General features: G+C 41.4%; 24 protein-coding genes. 3 read left to right on the forward strand and 21 right to left on the reverse strand.

The window, feature by feature from the left end; translation table 11 throughout:
• Positions 1-130: 130 nt before the first annotated feature.
• Positions 131-1,012 (reverse strand): YitT family protein, encoded by an 882-nt coding sequence (locus tag QR42_RS11330; RefSeq protein WP_039180016.1) that lies wholly within the window; start codon positions 1,010-1,012, stop codon positions 131-133.
• Positions 1,013-1,152: 140 nt separating this feature from the next.
• On the opposite strand from QR42_RS11330, the gene QR42_RS11335 reads away from it, so the two are divergent.
• On the forward strand, positions 1,153-1,407 hold the full coding sequence (locus QR42_RS11335) for a DUF2624 domain-containing protein (RefSeq protein ID WP_024423008.1): 255 nt from the start codon (positions 1,153-1,155) through the stop codon (positions 1,405-1,407).
• 49 nt (positions 1,408-1,456) lie between these two features.
• Here the strand turns inward: QR42_RS11335 and QR42_RS11340 are convergent, their stop codons facing one another.
• Positions 1,457-2,350: a deoxyribonuclease IV gene (locus QR42_RS11340; RefSeq protein WP_039180018.1), complete on the reverse strand. Its 894-nt coding sequence runs from the start codon at positions 2,348-2,350 to the stop codon at positions 1,457-1,459.
• Between the two features lie 9 nt (positions 2,351-2,359).
• Positions 2,360-3,679: a DEAD/DEAH box helicase gene (locus QR42_RS11345; RefSeq protein WP_024423009.1), complete on the reverse strand. Its 1,320-nt coding sequence runs from the start codon at positions 3,677-3,679 to the stop codon at positions 2,360-2,362.
• Positions 3,680-3,834: 155 nt separating this feature from the next.
• Between QR42_RS11345 and vrrA the strand changes: the two genes are divergently transcribed.
• Positions 3,835-4,539 (forward strand): VrrA/YqfQ family protein, encoded by a 705-nt coding sequence (gene vrrA, locus QR42_RS11350; protein WP_039180021.1) that lies wholly within the window; start codon positions 3,835-3,837, stop codon positions 4,537-4,539.
• Positions 4,540-4,696: 157 nt separating this feature from the next.
• The gene (locus QR42_RS11355; protein ID WP_024423011.1) at positions 4,697-5,641 is read left to right on the forward strand and encodes a 4-hydroxy-3-methylbut-2-enyl diphosphate reductase; all 945 of its coding nucleotides are present in this window, start codon (positions 4,697-4,699) and stop codon (positions 5,639-5,641) included.
• Positions 5,642-5,678: 37 nt separating this feature from the next.
• Here the strand turns inward: QR42_RS11355 and QR42_RS11360 are convergent, their stop codons facing one another.
• The 18 genes from QR42_RS11360 to QR42_RS11440 all read right to left on the reverse strand — a co-directional run bounded on the left by QR42_RS11360 (position 5,679) and on the right by QR42_RS11440 (position 23,689).
• Complete coding sequence (locus tag QR42_RS11360; protein WP_039180024.1) at positions 5,679-6,800, reverse strand: Nif3-like dinuclear metal center hexameric protein; 1,122 nt, start codon at positions 6,798-6,800, stop codon at positions 5,679-5,681.
• Positions 6,793-7,509: a tRNA (adenine(22)-N(1))-methyltransferase gene (locus tag QR42_RS11365; RefSeq protein WP_039180027.1), complete on the reverse strand. Its 717-nt coding sequence runs from the start codon at positions 7,507-7,509 to the stop codon at positions 6,793-6,795. Before QR42_RS11365 ends, QR42_RS11360 begins: the two co-directional genes overlap by 8 nt.
• A 120-nt stretch (positions 7,510-7,629) precedes the next feature.
• A complete protein-coding gene (cccA, locus tag QR42_RS11370; protein ID WP_034280134.1) occupies positions 7,630-7,989 on the reverse strand; it encodes a cytochrome c550 in 360 nt (119 codons plus the stop codon).
• A gap of 301 nt (positions 7,990-8,290) precedes the next feature.
• Entirely contained in the window at positions 8,291-9,412 is a 1,122-nt protein-coding gene (gene rpoD, locus QR42_RS11375; protein WP_008342392.1) for an RNA polymerase sigma factor RpoD, read from the reverse strand.
• Positions 9,413-9,617: 205 nt separating this feature from the next.
• The gene (dnaG, locus tag QR42_RS11380) at positions 9,618-11,447 is read right to left on the reverse strand and encodes a DNA primase (RefSeq protein WP_039180032.1); all 1,830 of its coding nucleotides are present in this window, start codon (positions 11,445-11,447) and stop codon (positions 9,618-9,620) included.
• A gap of 33 nt (positions 11,448-11,480) precedes the next feature.
• Positions 11,481-11,981 (reverse strand): YaiI/YqxD family protein, encoded by a 501-nt coding sequence (locus tag QR42_RS11385; protein WP_024423016.1) that lies wholly within the window; start codon positions 11,979-11,981, stop codon positions 11,481-11,483.
• Positions 11,982-12,242: 261 nt separating this feature from the next.
• Positions 12,243-13,064, reverse strand: coding sequence for a pyruvate, water dikinase regulatory protein (locus QR42_RS11390; protein WP_008342399.1), 822 nt, complete (start codon positions 13,062-13,064; stop codon positions 12,243-12,245).
• A gap of 25 nt (positions 13,065-13,089) precedes the next feature.
• Positions 13,090-13,728, reverse strand: a complete 639-nt coding sequence (locus tag QR42_RS11395; protein ID WP_039180035.1) for a transcriptional regulator CcpN — start codon at positions 13,726-13,728, stop codon at positions 13,090-13,092.
• A gap of 167 nt (positions 13,729-13,895) precedes the next feature.
• A complete protein-coding gene (gene glyS / locus QR42_RS11400; protein ID WP_039180040.1) occupies positions 13,896-15,941 on the reverse strand; it encodes a glycine--tRNA ligase subunit beta in 2,046 nt (681 codons plus the stop codon).
• Positions 15,934-16,821, reverse strand: a complete 888-nt coding sequence (glyQ, locus tag QR42_RS11405; protein WP_012010611.1) for a glycine--tRNA ligase subunit alpha — start codon at positions 16,819-16,821, stop codon at positions 15,934-15,936. Before glyQ ends, glyS begins: the two co-directional genes overlap by 8 nt.
• Positions 16,822-17,151: 330 nt before the next feature.
• Complete coding sequence (gene recO / locus QR42_RS11410; RefSeq protein ID WP_039180043.1) at positions 17,152-17,922, reverse strand: DNA repair protein RecO; 771 nt, start codon at positions 17,920-17,922, stop codon at positions 17,152-17,154.
• A gap of 35 nt (positions 17,923-17,957) precedes the next feature.
• Entirely contained in the window at positions 17,958-18,101 is a 144-nt protein-coding gene (locus tag QR42_RS19055; RefSeq protein WP_003217288.1) for a YqzL family protein, read from the reverse strand.
• A 148-nt stretch (positions 18,102-18,249) separates the two neighbouring features.
• Positions 18,250-19,155 (reverse strand): GTPase Era, encoded by a 906-nt coding sequence (gene era / locus QR42_RS11415; protein WP_007501305.1) that lies wholly within the window; start codon positions 19,153-19,155, stop codon positions 18,250-18,252.
• Positions 19,148-19,546: a cytidine deaminase gene (locus QR42_RS11420; protein ID WP_008356263.1), complete on the reverse strand. Its 399-nt coding sequence runs from the start codon at positions 19,544-19,546 to the stop codon at positions 19,148-19,150. The genes era and QR42_RS11420 overlap by 8 nt, the downstream gene beginning before the upstream one ends.
• Before the next feature lie 113 nt (positions 19,547-19,659).
• Positions 19,660-20,046, reverse strand: a complete 387-nt coding sequence (locus QR42_RS11425; RefSeq protein WP_024423020.1) for a diacylglycerol kinase family protein — start codon at positions 20,044-20,046, stop codon at positions 19,660-19,662.
• Complete coding sequence (gene ybeY / locus QR42_RS11430; protein WP_024423021.1) at positions 20,024-20,503, reverse strand: rRNA maturation RNase YbeY; 480 nt, start codon at positions 20,501-20,503, stop codon at positions 20,024-20,026. The genes QR42_RS11425 and ybeY overlap by 23 nt, the downstream gene beginning before the upstream one ends.
• Positions 20,504-22,615, reverse strand: a complete 2,112-nt coding sequence (locus tag QR42_RS11435) for an HD family phosphohydrolase (protein ID WP_442852931.1) — start codon at positions 22,613-22,615, stop codon at positions 20,504-20,506. It lies immediately after the preceding gene.
• Positions 22,616-22,729: 114 nt separating this feature from the next.
• Positions 22,730-23,689 carry a PhoH family protein gene (locus QR42_RS11440; protein ID WP_039180050.1) on the reverse strand — a complete coding sequence of 320 codons (960 nt, stop codon included), beginning with the start codon at positions 23,687-23,689 and terminating at the stop codon, positions 22,730-22,732.

The raw sequence follows: 23,689 nt of genomic DNA on the forward strand, positions 1-23,689 counted from the left end.
TTTCCACCTTTAATCAATATAAAAAGAATGATTACGATTTATACAACAAAAAGAAAATGGCTTTTGCCATTTTCTCCGTCCATACATACATTTCATTATATAAAAGAAAGATAAAAAAGTAAAATAAAAGCTAATGAATGGCTGTTTTGAACTTACCGCCTTTTGTTTCATGCGTATCCATAATCGTGATAAATGCTTGGTCATCAATTTCAAATACGATGGATTTCAGCTTTGTAATTTCAAGCCTTGTGACAACGGCGTAGATGACATCTTTTTCTTCATCTGTATAGCCGCCTTTTCCTCTCAGCTTTGTCGTTCCCCTGCCGAGTCGATGCAGAATCGCATCTGAAATTTCATCATAATGATCTGATACGATAATGACAGCTTTTGTTTCATCAAGCCCTTGAATGACAGCATCAATTGTTTTCATTGCCAAATAATATGTCATGACAGAATACATAGCCTGCTCTGGTCCGAAAACAAAGCCCGCCCAAATAAAAATGAACACATTGACGATCATAACAAACTCACCGACGGAGAAAGGGATTTTTTTCGTCAAAAGAATTCCTAAAATCTCTGTTCCATCCATTGAGCCTCCATTACGGATGACAAGTCCAACACCAAATCCAAGTAATAGCCCGCCAAATACAGTGGCTAAGATCGGCTGTGTTGTAAATGCCTCCACATGATGAAGTGAAGATTCGATCACGGCTAAGCTGACAATCCCAATCACAGTGGAAACCAGAAAGGTTTTCCCAATATGCTTGTATCCTGATATCATAAATGGAATATTTAAAATGACAACAATCGTCGCAAAATTAATAAACGGGTTATCTGTAAAGAGATAATCCAAAATTAGCGAAATGCCGATGATGCCCCCATCAATAATATTGTTTGGCACTAAAAATAATTCAATGCTGACTGCTGCACATGCAGCCCCTACTAGAATCAGGAAAATTCTCAAAATAAAATGAGGCACTGATTCCTTTCTATGCTGTTTACTATTTGCCATACGTTCTCCCTTCTACACATGTTAAATTTTCAATGAACATTTTATTCACTTTACTATTTTATCATTTCACAGAATAAAATAAAATTTTTTGCACATTTTCCGTTTTCGCCCATACATTGTTACAGAGGGGAGGAATGGAATTGATTTTAATCCAAAAAATTGTCCTGCAGCGGCTCAATCAGATCACAGCAAATGATCTGTTAAGGTATGCGAAACAGTATGGCGTTAGTTTAACGTCACATCAAGCAGCTGAGGTTGCCAAACTCATGAACGGGAAAAACATCAATATTTTTAATGATTCAGAGCGTAACCGGCTCCTTAAGCAAGTGGAAGCGATTACTTCTAAACAGACAGCACAGACTGTGAATGATTTGTTTAACCAGTTTACAAGTTAAGCAAAAAAGGGCCGCATTTAGCGGCACCTCAACATGTTTATATCCTTTTTTATTGACCTGTAATTTTATCTAGTAAGCCTTCATCAAATTGCTTTTCTTTCAGCATCGCAATTTCGAATTTGTAAGGTGGTTTTTTGTTCTTTTTATCTTCACCTACATAAGGCGTTTCTAGAATTTTTGGCACATCTTGAAGCTGCGGATGATGCACAATATAGTTCAGTGCATCGAAACCAATTTCACCAAAACCGATATTTTCATGTCGGTCTTTTCTTGCGCCTTGTACGTTTTTACTGTCATTAATATGAAGAACTTTGATTCGGTCAATACCGACGATTCGGTCAAATTCTTCTAATACACCATCAAAGTCACTCACAATCGGGTAACCAGCATCGTGCGTGTGACACGTATCAAAGCAGACAGAAAGAGCTTCGTTATGTGTCACGCCGTCGATAATTTGGGCAAGCTCTTCAAAGCTTCTTCCACACTCTGATCCTTTTCCTGCCATTGTTTCAAGTGCGATTTGAACCTCTTGACCTTTCACAATGACTTCGTTTAAGCCTTCAATGATTTTTTGAATCCCTGCTTCTGCCCCTGCTCCAACATGCGCACCTGGGTGAAGAACAATTTGTCTTGCACCTAGCGCTTCCGTACGCTCGATCTCAGAGCGCAGGAAGTCTACGCCAAGCTCAAATGTCGCGGGATTCACTGTGTTTCCAATATTGATAATATACGGAGCATGGACGACGATATCTGTCATGCCGTGCTCTTTCATATGCGCTTGTCCAGCTTCAATATTGAGGTCTTCGATTTTTTTGCGGCGCGTATTTTGCGGTGCACCTGTATAAATCATAAACGTATTCGAACCATAAGAGGCAGCTTCTTCACTCGCTGCAAGAAGCATATGTTTTCCGCTCATGGATACATGTGAACCAATCTTTAACAATGTTTCCCCCTACTTTCCATTACGCTTTGACTTTCTACGTTCCTGTCTTTTGATTTTATCCATCTCACGTGTCATTTTCTTTTTATATCCAGGTTTGACGGCTTTCGGTTTTCTCACAAGACGTTTTGCTTTTTCTTCAATTTCATTTGGTGCTTTTTTACGTCTTTGACGCTTCAGACGGTCATCTGCATCTCGCCATTCACCATGAACAATGGTTTTGTTTTCAAACACAACGCCCATTTTCTCAATTTGAATGAGTGCATCCTCATCAGCCAGCTCATAAATGGTCATGGCAATTCCAGATGAGCCAGCACGAGCTGTTCTTCCAACGCGGTGCACATAAAAATCAAGATCAGATGGTAGCTCATAGTTAATCACGTGGCTGACGCCTTTAATGTCAATTCCGCGAGCTGCAAGATCAGATGCCACAATATAAGTGAACTCCAAATCTTCAATTTGTTTCATGACTTTTTTACGTTCGCGCGGCGTTAAACCGCCATGAAGCACACCGATTTTCATTCCTTTTTCTTGTAGGAACGATGCGATTTCATCAACAGTTGTTTTTGTATTGGCAAAAATGATCCCTAAATATGGCTGTACATTCGTCACCATTTCATGGAGCAATTTTAATTTATCACGCTGTTTAGATGGAACTAAAATATGCTGAATGTTTTCTGCTGTAATCCGTCTTGGTTCAACATGCGCATACTTTGGATTGTCCATATATTTTTTCAGGAAAGGCTTTAGTTTTTCTGGGATGGTTGCAGAGAACACTAGCATTTGCAACTGTTCTGGCATTTGTGCACCAATACGGTCCACATCTTCTAAAAATCCCATATCCAGCATTAAATCCGCTTCATCAATGACAAGAGAGGTCGCTTTGTAAACATTCAGCGCCTGCTCATGAATGAGATCAGCAATACGTCCAGGTGTGCCGACAACCAAATGCGGCTGGTTTTTTAGCTTTTGAATCGATTTCTGCTTGTCCGTTCCACCAATGTAAAGCTTTGCTTTGATCTCTTCTTCTGGAGAAGCATTCTTTAAAATCGTTTGAGCTTCTTTGAAAATTTGATTGGCTAATTCTCTTGTAGGCGCAGTAATCACGACTTGTACCTGCTCTTTGCTTGGATCAATTGAATGAATCAGCGGCAGTAAGTACGCATGAGTTTTTCCTGTTCCTGTTTGTGACTGGCCAATCACGCTTTCTCCTTTTAAAACAGCAGGGATGATTCTTTTTTGAATATCAGTCGGCTCATAAAAGCCTAGTTCATGAATAGCATCTATAATAAAAGGCTTTAATTCATATGTCGTAAATTTTGTTTCTTTCATGTTTTCACTCCTTAAGGCAATGCCTTTTTGCTCATCTCCTCATTATAGCTGATTTTCAGTAAAAAAACCATGTCCGCTTTTCCTACAGGAAACCAATTGATGCTTCCTTGCATAACCTATGAAGAGAAAGAGAATGCAGTAAGGGAGGTACAAGTATGTTAGGGCAAAGGCCTATGGGCGATTTTCAGCCGCGCCGCCCCTCACGCCGGCACCTTGGAAATGGCGGACAGCCCCGAATGTTTCAAAGAGGGCAGCAGCCTCCTATCCAACAGCCTTTTCAAGGGCAAGGCAATCCATTTCAGCAAATGATGCCTCGCTCCCCGTCTGTACAGGGAGGCGGTTTACCCGGGATGGGCGGAATTCCAGGAGGTGAGAGCCGTGCACTAGGCGGCGGAGCAGGAATTAAAGGCATGCTCTCTAAATTTCTTCCTGGCGCAGGAGGAGCTGGAGTCTCTGGAGGTGGTGCGGGATTACAAGGAATCCAGAGCTTCACGAATCCTGCGACTCTCTCAAGCATGTTAGGAAATGTTCAAAAAGTGCTCGGGATGGCGCAGCAATTTACGCCAATGATTCAGCAATACGGTCCTTTAGTGAGAAACTTACCTGCAATGATTAAACTGTACAGCCAGCTTGGCAGTGCGGACGATGATGAAGCAAATGCAAATGACGATGATGCAGAATCAACGGAGACCAGCGCGGAAACAGAAGTGCCCGAGGAAGAAGCACAAACTGATGAAATAGAAGAAAATGTTGAACCCGAAGACATTCTTGTCAAAAAAGCAGCACCACACACATCACCTGCTTCTGAAGCAAAACCGAAAAAAAGATCTGGCAGCTCTGTTCCAAAACTATATGTCTAGTGATCTTTTAACGGCGAAGTGTTCACTGCGTATAACAATCTTTGATATATACGCTTACTTTGGCTATAATGGAAGCAAGAGAATGATAAAAAGCCGTTTTTTACGGCTTTTTATATTGTTCTTCTCTAGCAGCACTTCCCTACAGGAGGACGAATAAATGAATGTAATTAAAATATCGCCGCGTGGCTATTGCTATGGCGTTGTGGATGCAATGGTCATTGCTAAAAATGCCGCACTTGATAAGAACTTGCCACGCCCAATTTATATATTAGGTATGATTGTACACAACAAACATGTCACTGATGCCTTCGAGGAAGATGGAATCTACACACTGGACGGACCAAACCGCTTAGACATTTTAAAACAGGTAGAAAGCGGAACAGTCATTTTCACGGCTCACGGCGTTTCTCCCGAGGTTCGTCAAATCGCAGAAGAAAAAGGCCTTGTCGCCATTGATGCGACCTGTCCTGATGTCACGAAAACCCACGAACTCATTTCAGAGAAAACAGCCGATGGCTATGACATTATTTATATTGGGAAAAAAGGGCATCCTGAGCCAGAAGGAGCTGTCGGAGTAGCCCCTGACAAGGTACATCTTGTCGAAACAGAAGCCGATATTGAGGCGCTCGATCTAACATCAGAAAAACTGCTCATCACGAACCAAACGACGATGTCTCAATGGGATGTCCACGATCTGATGGAGCTGATTAAAGAGAAATACCCTCACGTCGAGTATCATCAAGAAATTTGCCTTGCGACACAGGTGCGTCAAGAAGCTGTCTCGCAGCAAGCTGGTCAAGCCGATTTAACCATTGTTGTCGGCGATCCAAAAAGTAATAACTCCAACCGTCTCGCACAGGTGTCAATGGAGATAGCCGGAACGCAGGCTTACCGTATTGGCGATTTAAGCGAACTCAAGCTGGAGTGGCTACAGGGCGTCAAAACCGTTGCTGTTACTGCTGGTGCTTCAACACCAACACCTATTACAAAGGAAGTCATTCGTTTCTTAGAAAACTATGAACCGGATGATGAAACGACTTGGAAGATTGAACGGACCGTTCCTCTTTCTAAAATTTTACCTCGCGTCAAAACAAAGAAATAAGAAAACGTCAGAGCGGATATGCTCTGACGTTTTTTGTTTACATAAATTGAAATGGGTTTGTGTTTGATTCAGAAACAAAGAGCTGTACGTCATACTTTTTATCTGCACATAGCGATTGAAGCTTCGCCTTTACGCCCTCTTTCATAATCTTTTCAGCATAATGCCCTGGGTCCACTACGTTCAGCCCAAGCATCATGGCATCATGCGCAACATGGAAATAAAGGTCTCCTGTCACATACACATCTGCACCCATTCTTTTCGCTTGATGGATGTATTTATTTCCGTCTCCGCCAAGCACCGCCACTTTTTTCACTACAGCGTCTTGATCTCCTACAAAACGAGCACCATTCACATCTAGCTTCGTTTTCACAAATTGTGTGAAATCTCTAAGTGTCATAGGCTCATTTAGCTCTCCAATACGGCCAAGGCCTTTTTGAATAGGAGGAAGATCTGTCGTGTGTACACTATAGGCGACTTCTTCATAAGGATGTGCTTTGATCATGTCGCGAATCACTTGTTTTTCTATGCTGGCTGGGAAAATGGTTTCAATCCGCACTTCTTTCACAAATTCTAATTGACCCGACTCCCCAATAAACGGCTTAGCTTCTTCTGATGGCAAAAAGCTGCCTGTCCCTTCATTTGAAAACGCACAATGGCTGTAGTTGCCGATATGTCCTGCGCCCGCATTTCCTAAAGCTGTCCGGATGGCCTCTTCAAACTCTTCAGGGACATACAAAGCAAGCTGTTTGATTGGATCCTCGTATGTCGGCACTAGCACACTTGTTTCTTCAAGCTCTAAAGCCTCAGCAAGCAAGTCATTGACTCCGCCATCAGCTACGTCTAAATTCGTATGTGCCACATATACCGCAATATCATGTTTGATACATTTTTCAATGATCCGTCCAGCTGGCTGATCTGTCGCTACATGTTTTAATGGTCGAAAAATCGGCGGATGGTGAGCAATAATGAGATCCACTTTTCGCTCGATCGCCTCATCTACTACATTCTCTAATACATCTAGGGTGATCATCACATTACTTACTTTTTTATTTAATGTTCCAATCTGGAGACCAATTTTATCACCTTCCATGGCATATGCCTTTGGTGAAAATTGTTCAAACAATTGGATGATTTCATGCCCGTTTACTGTTTTAGCCAACAGTCAAGACCTCCTTTAGCATCTTTATTTTCACATTCAGCTCTTCAAGGCGCTCTTTGTTTTCTTCTGTCCGTGCTGCCTGCTGAATTTGACTTTCTATCTTCTCCATATGCTGAAGCTCTTGCATCCACTTGCGCTGGAAGACGTCATTTTGCTCTTTCGCAAGAAACGGACCAACGAGCATGCCTGCTTCAAGGGACATCCCTTCATAAGCTTTATCTTTATCGCCTTTTTCTGCGATGATGATTTCGTATATTTTGCCGTCCTCTTCTAAAATGACTTCATCCATCAATTCATACCCCTCTTGATAAAGCCATAAACGAATATGGTGGGCATGGATATTCGGCTGAAGAATGAGCCGCTCATGGCCTGCGAGCTTATGCCTTCCTTCATTTAGAATGCTTGCGATGAGTGCCCCGCCCATACCTGCAATCGTCACAGCATTCACTTCACCTTTTTCAATGACTTCAAGGCCATTTCCTTTTCTGACCGATATCTGTTCATCTAATTCAAGTCTATGTACTTGCTGCTGCGCCGATTGGAGCGGTCCATCGGTAATTTCACCAGCAATGGCTTTCACTGCTTTTTGATGCAGGATCGCATAGCATGGCAAATAGGCATGGTCTGAGCCGATATCAGCGAAGACTGCCTCATCTGGTAAAAAGTCTGCGACTTTTTTTAATCGTTTGGATAAATTCATTTCATTCATACGTATCACTACTTTTCTTTAATGTTCATACTTGTCTATCTTATATAAATTATGGACTTTTTAAAAGTCGTTTTCAAATGAAAAAAGCTCTTCTTTTGAAAAAGAGCTTTTTGTGTAAGGTTATTTAATTTTAGATACCCATTCCGCCATTTCATCGAGCTTTTCATTCGGAATCAGCCCGCCTGGCATCCCGTTGCCGCCTTCTTGAATTTTCTTCTTGATGTCAGCTACTTCAAGCTTGTCTCCAACACCTTTTAAAGCAGGACCTGCGCCGCCTTCATAATTTTCCCCGTGACAGCTTAGACAGTTCTGTTTATATAATTCTTCCGGCGTCGCATTTGCTGTCTCTTCTTGCTTTTGCTCCTTGCCCCCTGAGGCAATTTTTTCTTCATCTTTCAGCCCCTTCATTGATAAGAAAAAAGTGAGTCCAATACCTAAAATGGCAATCAATAAAAATGGTATAAGTGGATTCCGTTTCATTTCTTTCATCCTCCCCTTTGTGAAAACCCCTTTGAGACTATGCAAACAATTCTAATTCTACTTTAATTTTACAAAAAGTAAACGAATTATGATACAAAACTTTGGTCAAGTTCACAGATTAGACAAAAATGATTCAAGATGAGAAATGAAGCCTTCAGCACATTTAGATGTATTTTTTATACATCTTTTCTCTAAGAACGTTGCAAATTCATTTGTTATTCAGTAAAATATAATCAGATTGAAAAAAGCGTTTTCATTTTTGATAAGAAAGAACGGATCTCTTTCAAGATCCGTCCGGTTTCTACTCTAAGAAGTCTTTTAATCGTTTACTTCTGCTTGGGTGTCTTAATTTACGAAGAGCTTTCGCTTCAATTTGTCGGATACGCTCTCTTGTTACGCCGAACACCTTACCAACCTCTTCTAACGTGCGTGTTCTTCCGTCGTCTAGTCCGAAACGTAGTCTCAGCACATTTTCTTCACGGTCCGTCAGCGTGTCTAATACATCTTCAAGCTGCTCTTTTAAGAGTTCGTACGCAGCGTGGTCAGATGGAGATGTCGCCTCTTGGTCTTCGATAAAATCACCAAGATGCGAGTCATCTTCTTCACCAATCGGTGTTTCTAAAGATACAGGCTCTTGCGCAATTTTAAGAATCTCTCTTACCTTTTCTGGAGTTAAATCCATGTCTTCAGCAATTTCTTCAGGCGTTGGTTCTCTGCCTAGGTCTTGCAGAAGCTGTCTTTGAACACGGATCAATTTATTAATGGTTTCCACCATATGAACCGGGATCCGGATTGTTCTCGCCTGATCGGCAATCGCACGTGTGATCGCCTGTCTAATCCACCAAGTCGCATATGTTGAGAATTTATATCCTTTGCGGTAATCAAACTTCTCAACCGCCTTCATCAGACCCATGTTTCCTTCTTGAATCAAGTCAAGGAACAGCATACCACGACCGACATAGCGTTTCGCAATGCTGACAACGAGACGAAGGTTTGCTTCCGCTAATCTTCTTTTTGATTCCTCATCGCCCTCTTCGATCTTTTGAGCGTACGTAATTTCTTCTTTAGCAGATAACAAGTTGACGCGTCCGATTTCTTTTAAGTACATACGAACAGGGTCATTGATTTTGACACCTGGTGGTACACTTAAATCATTCAGGTCAAATTCTTCTTCCGCTTTAGCCAGCTGCTGAACATTTGGGTCTTCTGTCTCTTCGTTTTCACTAATGAGCTCTACACCCTGTTCGCCTAAGTATTCATAGTATTCATCCATTTGGTCTGATTCAATTTCAAAGCTAGACATACGCTCTGCAATTTCTTCGTATGTTAAAACGCCCCGTTTTTTACCCGTTTCAGTGAGCTTATCTCTCACCTGTTCAAAGGTTAATTCAGTTTCGGTTTCGTGGGCTTGTTTATCAGCCATTATGGATCCCTCCTTCCAAAGCTTGCAACGAATTCTAAAGTAACTTGCGATTTGCTTCCGCCCTGCTTTTCTCTCTCTGTCAAACAGAAGACGAAGCAAATAGGAATAAAATAAATAATGATGAAGGCAAGATGCTTGCGGTCTTATGCTCCTCCCGTAAAGGATTCATTGCCAGCCGTAAGTCCTGTCATTAATAATAGACGTATTACTTCAGCGAACGGTTCAACTGAATAATTTCTTTTGCAAGTGTTGCCGCTTTGAAGAAATCTTTTTGCCTCTCCGCTTCTGCACGTTCTAGTTCTTTTTCCTTTATCATTGACAAATTCCGATGATTCAACACTTTTTTTACATAATCACTTAATTCAGCTTCACTTAGTTCGTCTCCGACTTGAATCATCAATATATCCGTCAGCAGCTGATTCATGACATCATCTTCTATCCGGTTCATCAGATGCTGAGGCGTTGGTTCTTTGCCTTCTTCATACAAGGCATAAATGTACGTTGCCAGCGCCCTGTGCGAATCTATATTAAATTCAATCCCGATTCTGTCAAGTACTTTGCGGATCACGTCATCGCTTTTTAACATATGAGCAAGCAGCATTCGCTCTGCATTTTCATATGCCGGCCGCAGACGCTTTCTTCTTACTTGTGTTGACAGATGTGCACGCCGTTTTTCAAGCCCGTTTTCTTCCTGCGTGCTTTTGGTTTCTTGCCGCTGCTGCTTTTCAAACAGCTCCAGTTGTTCTTTTAATGAATCAAGTGAGATCGAAAACTCCCCAGCAAGCTGTTTCATGTAAATCTCTTGCTCCAAAGAGCCGTTTAACCGGCTGATTTCTCGGAGAACCTGCTTCATATAAGTAAGACGGTCTCCTTCGTCTGATAAGTTTTTTCCTCTTCGGAAAAAATTCATCTTAAACGTCATTAATGTCACACTTGCATCTATGATGTCATTCCTAAATTTCTCGCCGCCATATTTACGAATGTAATCATCTGGATCAAGTCCATCTGGTATCATGGCAACGCGAACTTTACATCCTCTTTTTCCAAGCAAATCTGATGCTTTCATGGTCGCTTCGTATCCGGCCGTATCAGAGTCATAGCAAAGGATGATCTCTTCAACGTTCCGCCTGAGAAGCTTTACGTGCTCTTCTGTAAGAGACGTACCCATTGTTGCAACACTTTCACCGACACCTGATGTAACAGCTGAGATGACGTCTGCAAATCCTTCAAAAAGAACTGCGCGTTCGCGTTTGCGAATATGCATACGTGCGTCATGAAAGTGATAAAGCAGCTTACTTTTATGAAAAAGCGGCGTTTCAGGACTATTCATATATTTAGGCTGCTGATCACCAAGCGATCTTCCGGAAAAAGCGATGACCGTTCCATGATGATCATGAATGGGAAACATGACACGATCTCTAAAGCGGTCAAAAAAGCCTGTGCCGTTTTCACGTTGAATCAAAAGACCAGCCTTCTCCATCATCACAGGATCAAATCCTCGTTTTTCTAAAAACTTGGTCACGAAATCCCAAGAATCAAGAGCATACCCGATCTCAAACTTGGCAATTGTTTCATCCGTAAAGCCTCTGGACCGTAAATAATCGAGTCCGTTTTGACCTTCCTTTGTATTTACCAGCAAATGGTGGTAAAATTTCTTAAGAAGCTCATGGGCCTCAATCATTTTATGATCTGCTGTGTCCTCCTGCTGAGAGGAACTCATCTGAGCATTCGCCACCTGATCAGGCAGATCAATATGGTACTTATCAGCCACATGTGAAACGGCTTCAATAAATGAGTAGCCTTCCATTTGTCTGAGGAACGAAAACACATTGCCTCCTGCACCACAGCCAAAACAATGGAAGATTTGCTTATCTGCTGAAACAGAGAATGAAGGAGTATTTTCACCATGGAATGGACAAAGACCGAAGTAATTTCGACCTTGCTTTCTAAGCTGTACGTATTCTCCAATCACTTCGACAATGTCTGCGTTTTTTTGGATCTGCTCCAAAAGTTCATCTGGTATACGTTTGCTCATCCTAATAACACTCCGTCGTACATTATTCGCCTTTTAATTTAAAAATCCTTCATGATTCGACAGGATTTTTTGTAGTTGCGCCATAAATCGCTTCTTATCCTCTTCTAAAAGCTTTTTGGGACCTTTTCCGTATACACCTTTTCTTCGCTGTTTGCTGGAAACATGCCTGCGTTCCAAATCAAAATCAATTGTTTCGTTTGTGTACATTCGTCCTCTTTCAGACAGAACAATGACCTGTCTCGGAAGCAGTAAGGAGGCAAGACCAATGTCTTGGGTGACGACAATATCATGTGCGGCAGCTGAGTTGGCAATGACTAAGTCCGCTGCTTCCTTATGTGTATCTACAAACCGCCAATCTTCAAGTGGAGATCTTTTGGTTTGAAAATGCTCATATGAAGCAATGAATGTCACTGGTACTTGAAATTGAGATGCGACAGAAAGGATTTCGTCTTTTACAGGACAAGCATCTGCATCGACATAAATCGTCCTCTCTTTTTTACGTTCATTCAGGTGACTAATTCTCCATCCCTCCACCTTATTCCTGCTTTAGAGAAGCAAAAAGACCATACTTTTCCCCCATAGAGCAATCAACAGTAAAACTCATTTTGTCGAAAAGTTATGTTCAGAATCACTTGACTTCTGCCAATATTAGTTTATTCGTTCTTGACTTAACTTAAACCTAAAATCAATCATTTTATCACAATTTTTTATTATAATACAAATGCAGCAAATATGCTATTGTTTTTGTTTACCCGTTTCCCACCATAGGAAAAACCCAGGAGGAGCATCCTGAGTTTATTCGGAACCTCTTTTGGTCAGCATTTGATGAATGACATTTGCCGTTTCCTCAACTGCTTTATTCGATACATCAACGACTTGACAGTTAATGCGGTCAACCACTTTTTCAAAATACTCTAGTTCCTCTTTAATCCGCTCAATGTTCGCATAAATAGCGCGATCATTTAAACCAAGAGATTTTAAACGCTCTTTGCGAATATGATTTAGTTTGTCTGGACTAATTTTCAAACCGATACATTTCTTCGGATCAACTGAAAATAACTCTTCTGGCGGATCAACTTCAGGTACAATTGGTACGTTCGCTACCTTCAGCCGTTTATGCGCCAAATATTGAGATAATGGTGTCTTAGACGTGCGTGATACACCAATGAGCACAATATCAGCCTTTAGAATACCTCTTGGGTCTCTGCCGTCATCGTATTTCACAGCGAACTCGATGGCTTCTACCTTTTTAAAATAGTCCTCATCTAATTGACGTACACGACCCGGCTCATGTTTCGCTTCATTTCCATAGGCCGTCTCCATTTTATCAATGAGTGGACCGATGATGTCATAATAAACAACACCATTTGCTTCTGCTTCCTCGATTAAGAATTGGCGCATTTCTGGCACAACAAGAGTAAAGCAGACGATCCCATTATCTGCTTTCGCCAGTGAAATGACTTCTTTAATCGTACCAACATCCTCTACATACGGGATTCTTCTAATATTTGAATGGTCTGATGAGCCGCCATCAAATTGGCTAAGTGCCGCTTTGACCACGAGCTCTGCCGTTTCTCCTACTGAATCTGATACCACAAAAATTACGCGATTACTCATAACATCCCCTCGCAGTCTTCTGTCATTAGATTATTTCGTTCTCCGATAAGCTGACAAGTATTTTCGTCATGTTTGTTTTCGTGATTCTTCCGACTACTTCAAAGCCTTTTTCCGTATCTTTTATCACAGGAAGTGCATCTATTTGCTTTTCAATCAAGTGCTTCGCCACATCCATAATGAAATCTTCTTTGCGGCAAACGGTGATGTTCGGCATTCTTGTCATAATAATATGGACAGGGATAGATGGGAGCTCCTGTTTCCCTATACTTGCGCGAAGGAGGTCTTTTCTTGATAACACCCCTGTTAAAATAGAGTGATCATCCACAACGAATAATGTGCCCACATCCTCTAAAAACATCGTACAAATCGCATCATAAACCGAAACATTCTCATGTATCACCACTGGAATGGATTGAAAGTCTTTCACTTGAAGTTTTTTCAGCTTATCTGCGAGAAGCTGCGTGCCTGTTTTTCCTGTGAAAAAGTAGCCGACCCTTGGTCTTGCTTCTAAAAAGCCTGACATTGTTAAAATGGCTAAATCCGGTCTGAGGGTCGCCCTTGTTAAGTTCAGCCGATCGGCGATATGCTCTCCAGTGATCGGACCATTCTCTTTGACAATCTGTAAAATCTGCTCTTGCCGTTTATTTAACTCGATTGTACTCACCACCTTTAAATAGAGAGAGCGAAATCTTTATTTTATGTATATCATTTTCATAACTCATCATATTATAGCGCATCTTTGTCCGAATGAAACAAAAATCCACTCAAAAACCGTGAATTAAATGAGTAAAAAACGATTGCCCTTCGGAAAAGGCAACCGTTCTTAGGTATTTATTTTACAATTAAATTGTTCATATTCGCAAATGATTGAATCACTTTGGCCAGTTTGACCATCTGTGCCAAACGATTTCGCTTCAGTTTTTCATCATCCGCATGAACCATTGTGTGATCGAAATAATGAACGATCGGTGTTTTTAACGTATCCAGTGCCTCAAGTGCCAAGCTGTATTGTCCTGCTGCTACATGTTCCTTGACAGCTTTCTCTACTTGCTGATACGCCTCAAACAGCTTTTGCTCATGTTCATTTTCAAACAGTTCAGGCTGAATCTCTGCGTCTTCGCCTTTTTTACTGATTGAAATGACGCGTCCCAATGCTTCAGCTGTTTCTTTAAAGCTTTCTTGTTTTACACTCTCTTCAAGAACAGCTGCTTTTTTGACGACTGCATATGGCTCAATATTTTCAACATCAAGCACTGCATCAACAACATCATGGCGGATATGCTCTGCTTGAAGAACATATTTTAAACGATGCGTTAAAAATTCAATTAGAGCAGCTTCATGTTCTGTCTTTACTTGAGCAAGTGCTAACAGCTCTTTAAATGAAATATTCCAATGACGGTCGAGCAGGGTTTGAACGATACCACTCGCTTGTCTTCTAAGTCCATAAGGATCTTGAGAACCTGTAGGGATCACATCGATTGAGAAGAATGAACAAATAGAGTCGAGCTTATCTGCTACGGCCACAATTGCACCAATCAAAGTAGACGGCGCCTCGTCTCCAGCAAAGCGCGGCATATAATGCTCGTTAATGCTTCTTGCCACTTCTTCATGTTCACCAAGAGCTCTTGCATATTTCTCACCCATGATTCCTTGTAATTCAGGGAATTCATAGACCATTTGAGTCACAAGGTCAAACTTCGAAATACTTGCTGCTCTAGCCACGCGTTTTGTTGTTTCGTCATCTGCTCCGACATGCGCCGCTAGACGGGTTGCAATGTCTGTCACTCTCTTCAGCTTGTCGCCGATTGTTCCAAGTTTCTCATGGAATACCACTTTATCAAGCTTTTTAATATTGTCTTCAATCACTAGTTTTTCGTCTTCTTTATAGAAGAATGCAGCATCTGATAAACGTGCGCGAAGTACTTTTTCGTTCCCTCTTGCGACATTTTCCAGCGCCTCACTGTTTCCATTTCTGACTGTAATAAAATGCGGCAATAATTCTCCTTGCTCATTTTTCACAGGGAAGTAGCGTTGATGCTCTTTCATTGTTGTCACCAATACTTCTTCCGGCAATGCAAGAAACTCCTCTTCAAAGGAACCAGACAGCACAGTTGGATATTCTACAAGATCGTTCACTTCTTCTAGAAGTTCAGGATCAACAGGAATGACCCAGCCTTTTTCTGAAGATAGCGCATTTAGCTGTTCAGTAATTAATTGTTTTCTTTTATCTGAGTCTGCAATCACAAATTGATCGCGCAAAGTTTGTTCATAAGAAGCAGGTGAGTCAATGCTGGCTGTCGTACCAAGGAAACGATGTCCTCTTGTTTCACGGCCGCTTTTCACCCCGGCAATTTCAACAGGTACAATCTCTTGTCCAAATAAACAAACAATCCATTTAATCGGACGGATATAGCGTAAATCTTCGCTTCCCCATCTCATGTTCTTTGGAAAGCTTAATGAAGCAGCGATCTCACCTAACGCTGGGAGAAGGTCTTTGACTTGCTTCCCTTCTTGAAACTTTTGGACATGGACATAATCCACTCCTTTGATCTCTTTGAAATAGAGATCATCTGTTGAAGCACCTTGGCCCCGGGCGAAGCCTTCAGCAGCTTTTGTCCAATTGCCTTCAGCATCTTGGGCAATCTTTTTAGCTGGACCTTTTGCTTCTTCTTTGATGTCTTCTTGTTTTTCTGCAACACCTTTCACAAGTACAGCAAGACGTCTTGGTGAGTTGAATAAAGCAGTCTCTTCGAATGAAATATTTTGCGTTTCAAACCATGCTTTTACTTTCTCACCTAGCTGTTTTGTGCTCTCTGGCATGAAACGAGCCGGCATCTCTTCTAAGCCGATTTCAAGTAATACATCTTGTTTATTCATGAGAAGCCGCCTCCTCTTTTAGCATAGGGAATCCCAATTTTTCGCGTTCTTCATAATAGGTTTTGGCTACTTTTCTTGCTAACTGACGCACTCTTCCGATATAACCAGTCCGCTCAGTCACAGAAATAGCGCCCTTTGCATCGAGCAGGTTAAACGTATGAGAGCATTTGAGGACATAATCGTATGCCGGGTGAACAAGTCCTTTGTCCATTTGACTGTGTGCTTCTTTCTCATAGGTTGTAAATAGCTCGAACAGCATGTCAGTATTAGATGTTTCAAATGTATAAACAGAGTGCTCATATTCAGCCATTAAGAATAAATCTCTGACCGTAAATCCGTCTGTCCATTCAAGATCGAAGACATTTTCTTTGTCCTGGATGTAAGAAGCAAGACGTTCAATACCGTATGTGATTTCAACAGAAACAGGCTTACATTCTAATCCGCCGACTTGTTGGAAATACGTGAATTGCGTAATTTCCATCCCATCAAGCCATACTTCCCAGCCAAGTCCTGCACAGCCAAGAGATGGATTTTCCCAGTTATCTTCCACAAAACGAATATCATGTTTCAGCGGGTCAATGCCAAGTGCTTTCAATGATTCAAGATATAGTTCTTGAATATTGTCAGGTGATGGCTTAATGATCACTTGAAATTGATGATGCTGATACAATCTATTTGGGTTTTCTCCATATCTGCCATCAGCTGGGCGTCTTGAAGGCTCTACATATGCTACCTTCCAAGGCTCTGGGCCGATGCTTCTGAGGAACGTGTATGGACTCATCGTTCCGGCACCTTTTTCTGTGTCATAAGCCTGCATTAATACGCAGCCTTCATTTGACCAATGCTTTTGCAGCGTCAAAATCATGTCTTGAATATTCAATGATCGCACCTCCATCTTTTCTACACCAACCGCTATGTATGGCGGGTGGGATTAGAACCTTGTAAGAGAACACAAAAACTCCCGTCTCTATGCTCGCAAGGTTCTTTGCAAACATAGGGACGAGAGTTTTTCCCGCGGTTCCACCCTATTTGCTGGTGTCGTAGCATCCAGCCGCTTTGTTTTACGCTGCTCAAGAATGCCTTTCGTTACGCCTCCATCCTTAGCTCACACCGCCCTAAGGTCGCTTTTTATGGATTTTACGTAAGTACTTCTTTCTGTCAATGCAACATATTTTATCTTAGATGATCTTACAAAAAGTCATGGGAGATGTCAACTTTTGTTTTCGTCACCCATTAGCTTTTTCATGGATTCCATCTGATTCATGAATTTTTTTGATTTTAAATAGAGGCCGGAATATTCGTCATAGTAGTGATCAAGCACTTGACGAATTTCTTGTTTCGTCTGAGGCTTCACATCAACCTGACCAAGCCTTGATAAATCAAAATAATGAAACAAACGGAGCAGCCTTGCAGCTGCGGGGGATAAGGGCAGTTTATATGGATCTTTCGAAAAACAATTTTGACAAATAAAGCCGTTATCTCTTATCGAGAAATGGAACTGCCCTTCTTTTTGACCACAGTGAACACATTGATCAAGTTCAGGCTTCATCCCCATCACTGATAACATTTTAACCTCTACGATAAATAAAATAATATCAGCATCTGTGCCTTCGTTGAGATGACGCAGAGATTGAAGCAGAAGCTCAAACAAATAAGGGTTTGGCTTTTTTTCATCTGTCCCTTTATCAATCAATTCCGTCATATATGCGGCATATGCGGTCAGAAATAAGTCTTCCCGAATGGCCCGCATACTTTCAATCATTTCGCCTTGCTGGAGCGTTCCAAGTCCTGTTGATGATTGGATAAGAAAGGTGCCGTATAAAAACGGCTGACTTATGGCTGACAGGCGGCTGTTTGATTTTTTTGCGCCTCTTGCCATCACGCCAATTTTCCCATGTTCTCTAGTGAGCAGCGTGACAATTTTGTTTGTTTCGCCATAATCTGTTGTTCTAAGGACGATTCCTTCACTTTTAATGAGCATTTGTCTACACTCCGAGCGCTGGAGGGGGTCAAGAATTATAAAATTGGAAAATCAAATCGTGCTATTTCTTCTTCAAGTACATCGGGTCTTTCCAGGTTCTCCTTTTCTAACTCTTTGAAAAGCAGATACGTGTCAACGCTTCCTGTTTGTGAAAATACGTTCCATGTAAAATTCAACATAAAAACCCCACCTTTCTTTATTAGAAGCAGCAACGCTACATCCAACATATTAATTTTATCTTGACCAGGCTACCTCCATTTCATGATAAACAATTTTTACTAATCGAACCGCACCATTGTCAGATTTACTGACAAATGCAGCGATTTTTTAATATTCGTCTTCTCTAAATCCGAAGTCACGAAGGTGAGTGGATTTATTACGCCAGTCCTTCTGAACTTTGACCCAAAGCTCTAAATACACTTTTGAGCCTAGAAGTGCTTCAATATCTCTGCGCGCTTTTTGTCCCACTTCTTTTAACAAGCTGCCTCGTTTACCAATGACGATCCCTTTTTGCGAATCACGTTCTACGACAATGGTTGCCGCGACATGGATCTTGCCATTTTCATCTGGCTTAATCGATTCAATCGCAACCGCAATACTGTGCGGAATCTCTTCTCTCGTTAAATGCAGCACTTTTTCACGAATTAATTCAGAAATAATAAACCGTTCTGGATGATCTGTTACTTGATCTGCCGGATAAAATTGAGGGCCCTCTGGAAGATAACCTTCAATCTGCTGAAGAAGCGTGTCGATATTGTTTCCTTCAAGAGCTGAAATTGGCACAATTTCCTTGAATGGATAACGTGTACGGTATTCATCAATTAAAAGAAACAGTTCATCTGGATGAATTTGGTCAATTTTATTCACGACAAGGAACACCGGTGTAGATGTTTGCTTTAGTCGTTCAATGATGAATTCATCACCTTTGCCATAGCCTTCCTGTGCGTTGATCATAAATAAGATCAGGTCGACTTCCTTCAGTGTATTTTGAGCCACCCTCATCATAAAATCACCAAGCTTATGCTTAGGTTTATGAATCCCCGGTGTATCGATAAAGATCGTTTGTGATGTGTTCGTTGTCAGGACACCTTGCACTTTGTTTCGCGTCGTTTGGGGCTTATCGCTCATGATGGCGATCTTTTGTCCAATAACGCGATTAAGAAAGGTTGATTTCCCTACATTTGGTCTTCCAATAATTGATACAAATCCTGATTTGAAGCTTTCGTTAGTCATTTAAATCCTCCGGTGAAAATGCTCCTGGCAATAGTTCGTTTACTGTTGTTTCGTATATATGTCCTTTTAAGTTCGTTAGAATCACTGGCATGTCAGGTGCACATAGCTCTGAAATGACCTGTCTGCATGCGCCGCACGGCGAAACAGGACGGTCTGTATCAGCCACCACTGCTAACATTTGAAAAGATGTAATGCCTTCTGAATAGGCTTTAAAAAGTGCTGTTCTTTCCGCACAATTACACATACCATATGCTGCATTTTCAATGTTGCAGCCGCCATACACTTTTCCATCATTCGACAGTAACGCTGCACCGACTTTGAATTTAGAATAGGGTACATATGCAAAATCTCTTGCTTTGATTGCTTCTGAAATCAACTCTTGTTTGTTCATTCCTAGTTCCCACTTTCAGAAGAAATGGTACCACTGTCACATTTATATTTTACATAATTCACGTGACATTTTCACGCCCATTTCTAAAAATGTTAATAAATAGTAATATTGTTCTATTGCATGATCTTCGGTAAGAAGATGATCAACCCAATCATAACCGAAATCGCGGCGTAAACGCAAACAGCGCCTGCCGCAGCGTCCTTCGCCCTCTCTGCAAGCGGGTGTCTTTCTTCTGTCATCAGATCCACTGTATGTTCAATGGCTGTATTGACAAGTTCAAGCGCAAACATCCCCCCGCATAGAAGAAGAACGATCAACCATTCAAATGGGTCAATGCGGAACCAAAAGCCGCAGATCACCACGATGATGGCTGCGACTGTGTGAAATCGAAAATTCCGTTCATTCAAGAAAGTTCGCCATATTCCTCTAAATGCATAATAAAAACTTCGAAAAAAACGGGCGAGCGGCCTTCTTTTCTTACGATGATCTCGAAAGGCCATAATCATCCAAGATTTTTGTCTGTTTGGCGAACATTTCTTTTTCATCTTCCTCTGTCATATGATCATACCCGAGCAAATGAAGGAAGCCATGAATCGTTAAGAATCCAAGCTCTCTCATAAAGGAATGTCCATATTCCTCCGCCTGCTCTTTCGTTCGATCTACACTAATGATAATGTCACCAAGTACAGGCGGGATATCATCCGCTCCAATGATTTCAATCTCCCCTTCTCCTTCTTCCTCAAGTGCAAAGGAGATCACATCTGTTGGCGCGTCTTTTCCGCGGTATTCTTTATTGATTTGATGAATCTCTTCATTCGAAACGATCGTCACTGATACTTCCGCTTGATCCTTGACCTCAAGTTCGTCTGCAGCAAACTGAAGAAGCTTTTCCACTTCTTCAAGCTGCTCTTTTGATACTTGTCCTGTTTCATCTATTAAATCGATTAACAATGTCATTTACTTCACCTTCTGCTTCGGGGCATCTGGATATTCAATCCGAGAATGGAAAATCCCCTTTAATGTTGTACAAATTGTTTGGCTGATAATATTTAATTCTTTAAATGTCAGGTCACATTCACTAAATTGCCCGTCCTGCATTTTATCCGAAATAATGCCTTTGACAAGCTTTTCAATCCGCTCTGGATTTGGATTATGCATGGAACGAACCGCCGCTTCAACGCTGTCAGCCACAGAAATAATCGCTGCTTCTTTTGATTGCGGCTTTGGACCAGGGTAACGGAATTCTTCTTCTGTCACCTGATCATCACGCTCTTTTGCCTTATAGTAAAAGAACTTTAAAAGAGACTTTCCGTGATGCTGTTCTGCAATGTCGACAAGCTCTTCAGGAAACTTCTTTTCTCTCAGCATATCAGCGCCATCTGTCGTATGGGCAATAATAATATTTTTACTCAGCTGAGGAGAAAGCTTGTCATGCGGGTTATCAATGTTCATTTGGTTTTCGATAAAGTATTGCGGTCTTTTCGTTTTCCCAATGTCATGATAATAAGCGCCGACCCTTGCTAAAAGACCGTTTGCACCGACTGCTTCACATGCAGCATCCGCTAAATTCGCCACCATGACACTATGATGATATGTACCTGGTGTCTCAGTTAAAATCTTTTTGAGCAACGGATGATTTGGGTTAGATAATTCAATCAGCTTCATTGTGGAAAGAATGCCAAACATGCTCTCAAAAACAGGCATTAAGCCAATGACCAAGATAGATGATGCAAACCCTGACACAATCGCCATCATGAGGTTCACACCGATTTCAAGCCCTGATGGTGAAGAGTTTTGGATCAGTGTAATGGATAAAACCATAAGCACATTCACCAAGGCCACCAAAAGCCCAGCCTGCAATATTTTTGATCTTGCATTATGTTTTCTTAAAAATAAAATACCTGCCATCCCGCTCATCAGATAATAAGCGCAGATCACATAGTTAAAGACGCCGGTTACTCCTTGATTAAACATCATACTGCCGCAAAGAGCAAATACAAGACCGGAGAAGATTGCTAACCGCTCATTAATGAGCAGTTTGATCAGCATCGTGCCAAGTGCCACTGGCACAACATAGCCTATCGTCGTATATTTCGTTTCCTGGAAGAGGCTGAACACTTCCATGATAATTAAAATAATCGTAAAAATAAGCGAGTAGAGCAGTAATGATTTATTCTTATGAACAAGCGACTTTTTTCTCGATTCAAGGGAATGAATAATCGCTGCTAAGAACAGGCCAATTAATATGAAAAGACCACTTACAGGCTTAAATAAATTTGAGCTGTTTAATAGACCCGTGAGTTCTAATTTGCGATAAACTTCCCGGTCGATGAGCTCTCCTTCTTCAACTAAGATTTGCCCTTGCTTAATTTGCACAGGCTGAATATTGTCAGCCGCTTCCTGTCTTTTCTTCTCTGTTGCCACTGGGTCAAATACATAGTTTGGGATGATCGCAAATTCACCGATTTCTTTCGCTGCATTTAAGTATTTTGATGGAATCGAATTGTTTTCAAGTTCTGTTTTGACTTGTTTTTTCTCATCTTGTAATTTCGCTGCTGTGATTTCTTTACTCATCAGTGAATTCACCACTGTGATGATGGAATCCTTAGTAAATGAGAGATTCTCATCACTTGCCTGAAGCAGTGCTTTGATGGATTGATCCGAAACAGCTTCCTGCATATCTGTTGTGAGCTTTTCTTTGACACGCTTGACCATTTCTTGATCTGATGGCGCTTTCTCTTTATCATCAGCTGCTTTCTTCTCTTCTTTAATGGCTTCAAAGAGGGATGAGATGAGGTCTACACGATTATCAGAATACGCTTTTTTGAGCGTATATTGATCTTCTACTTGATCTGTTGCTTCTTGTTTCTTTTCTTCTGTCGCTTCTTGATCATCAACAGTTGACGGAGAATAGATGGTCTGTTCGCTCACAGAAAATAAATCTAAGTCGAGCGATTCAGGCTTAACATGGAAGAAGAGCACCACGAATAAAATGGCTGCTAAAGCAGCGTACAGCAAAACATTTAAATAACGTGAGCGCTCCATTTTCTGAGGTTCTTTTTTAGACAGCAGTCTTTTGCGCTTACTGCCTTTTTGATTCTTTCTCAAGGAAAGTACCTCCTTTTTTACTTTAAACCACGATCGAAACAAAATGACCCGATGAAGACGATCGGGTCACTCAGTTCATTTTTGCTTTTCGTATGCGCCAATGATCTTCGCCACAAGCGGGTGTCTGACCACATCTGTCTGGTCTAATTCAATAAATGAGATGCCCTTGATATCTGCAAGCATGTCCTTTGCAGCCGCAAGACCTGACTGCATGCCCTTTGGCAGATCAATCTGTGTAATATCTCCTGTAATGACCATTTTAGAACCAAAGCCAAGTCTCGTCAAAAACATTTTCATTTGGGCAGGTGTTGTATTCTGCGCTTCATCTAAAATAACAAATGCATCATCAAGCGTCCGGCCTCTCATATAGGCAAGGGGCGCTATTTCAATCACGCCGCGCTCGATTAAACGTTCCGTATGATCACTGCCAAGCACATCATGCAAGGCATCATATAGTGGTCTTAAATAAGGATCTACCTTTTCCTTTAGATCGCCTGGTAAAAAGCCAAGACTCTCTCCTGCTTCAACAGCTGGTCTTGTCAGGATAATCCGTTTCACATGTCCATTTTTCAATGAATGTACCGCATTGACGACTGCCAAATACGTCTTCCCTGTACCAGCTGGTCCAATTCCAAAGACCAGGTCATCTTTTTTCATCGCCGCAGCATATTCCCGCTGGCCGATTGTTTTCACCCTGATCGACTTTCCTTTGGCATTTTTCGTAATTTCATCTTCATACATATTCTCAAAATAATTCAGCTTGTTTTTTTGCGCCATTTTAATGGCATAGACGACATCCCGTTCAGATATCTCGATTCCTTTACGGATGAGATGTAAAAGAGATGTGATCAAACGGCTTACTGTATCTCTCGATGCTTCCTCACCAGAAACATACACTTTTTCTCCACGCGTAATAACGGAGACGTTCAGCTCGTTTTCCATTAGTTTCAGATAAGCATCTTGATTGCCAAATAAAGCAATCGCTTCGTTTGGACTATCCAATTTTTGTTGAATCTCAAGTAAATGTTCTGTCAT

This window comes from Bacillus sp. WP8 (genome assembly GCF_000800825.1).
Lineage (GTDB): Bacteria > Bacillota > Bacilli > Bacillales > Bacillaceae > Bacillus > Bacillus safensis.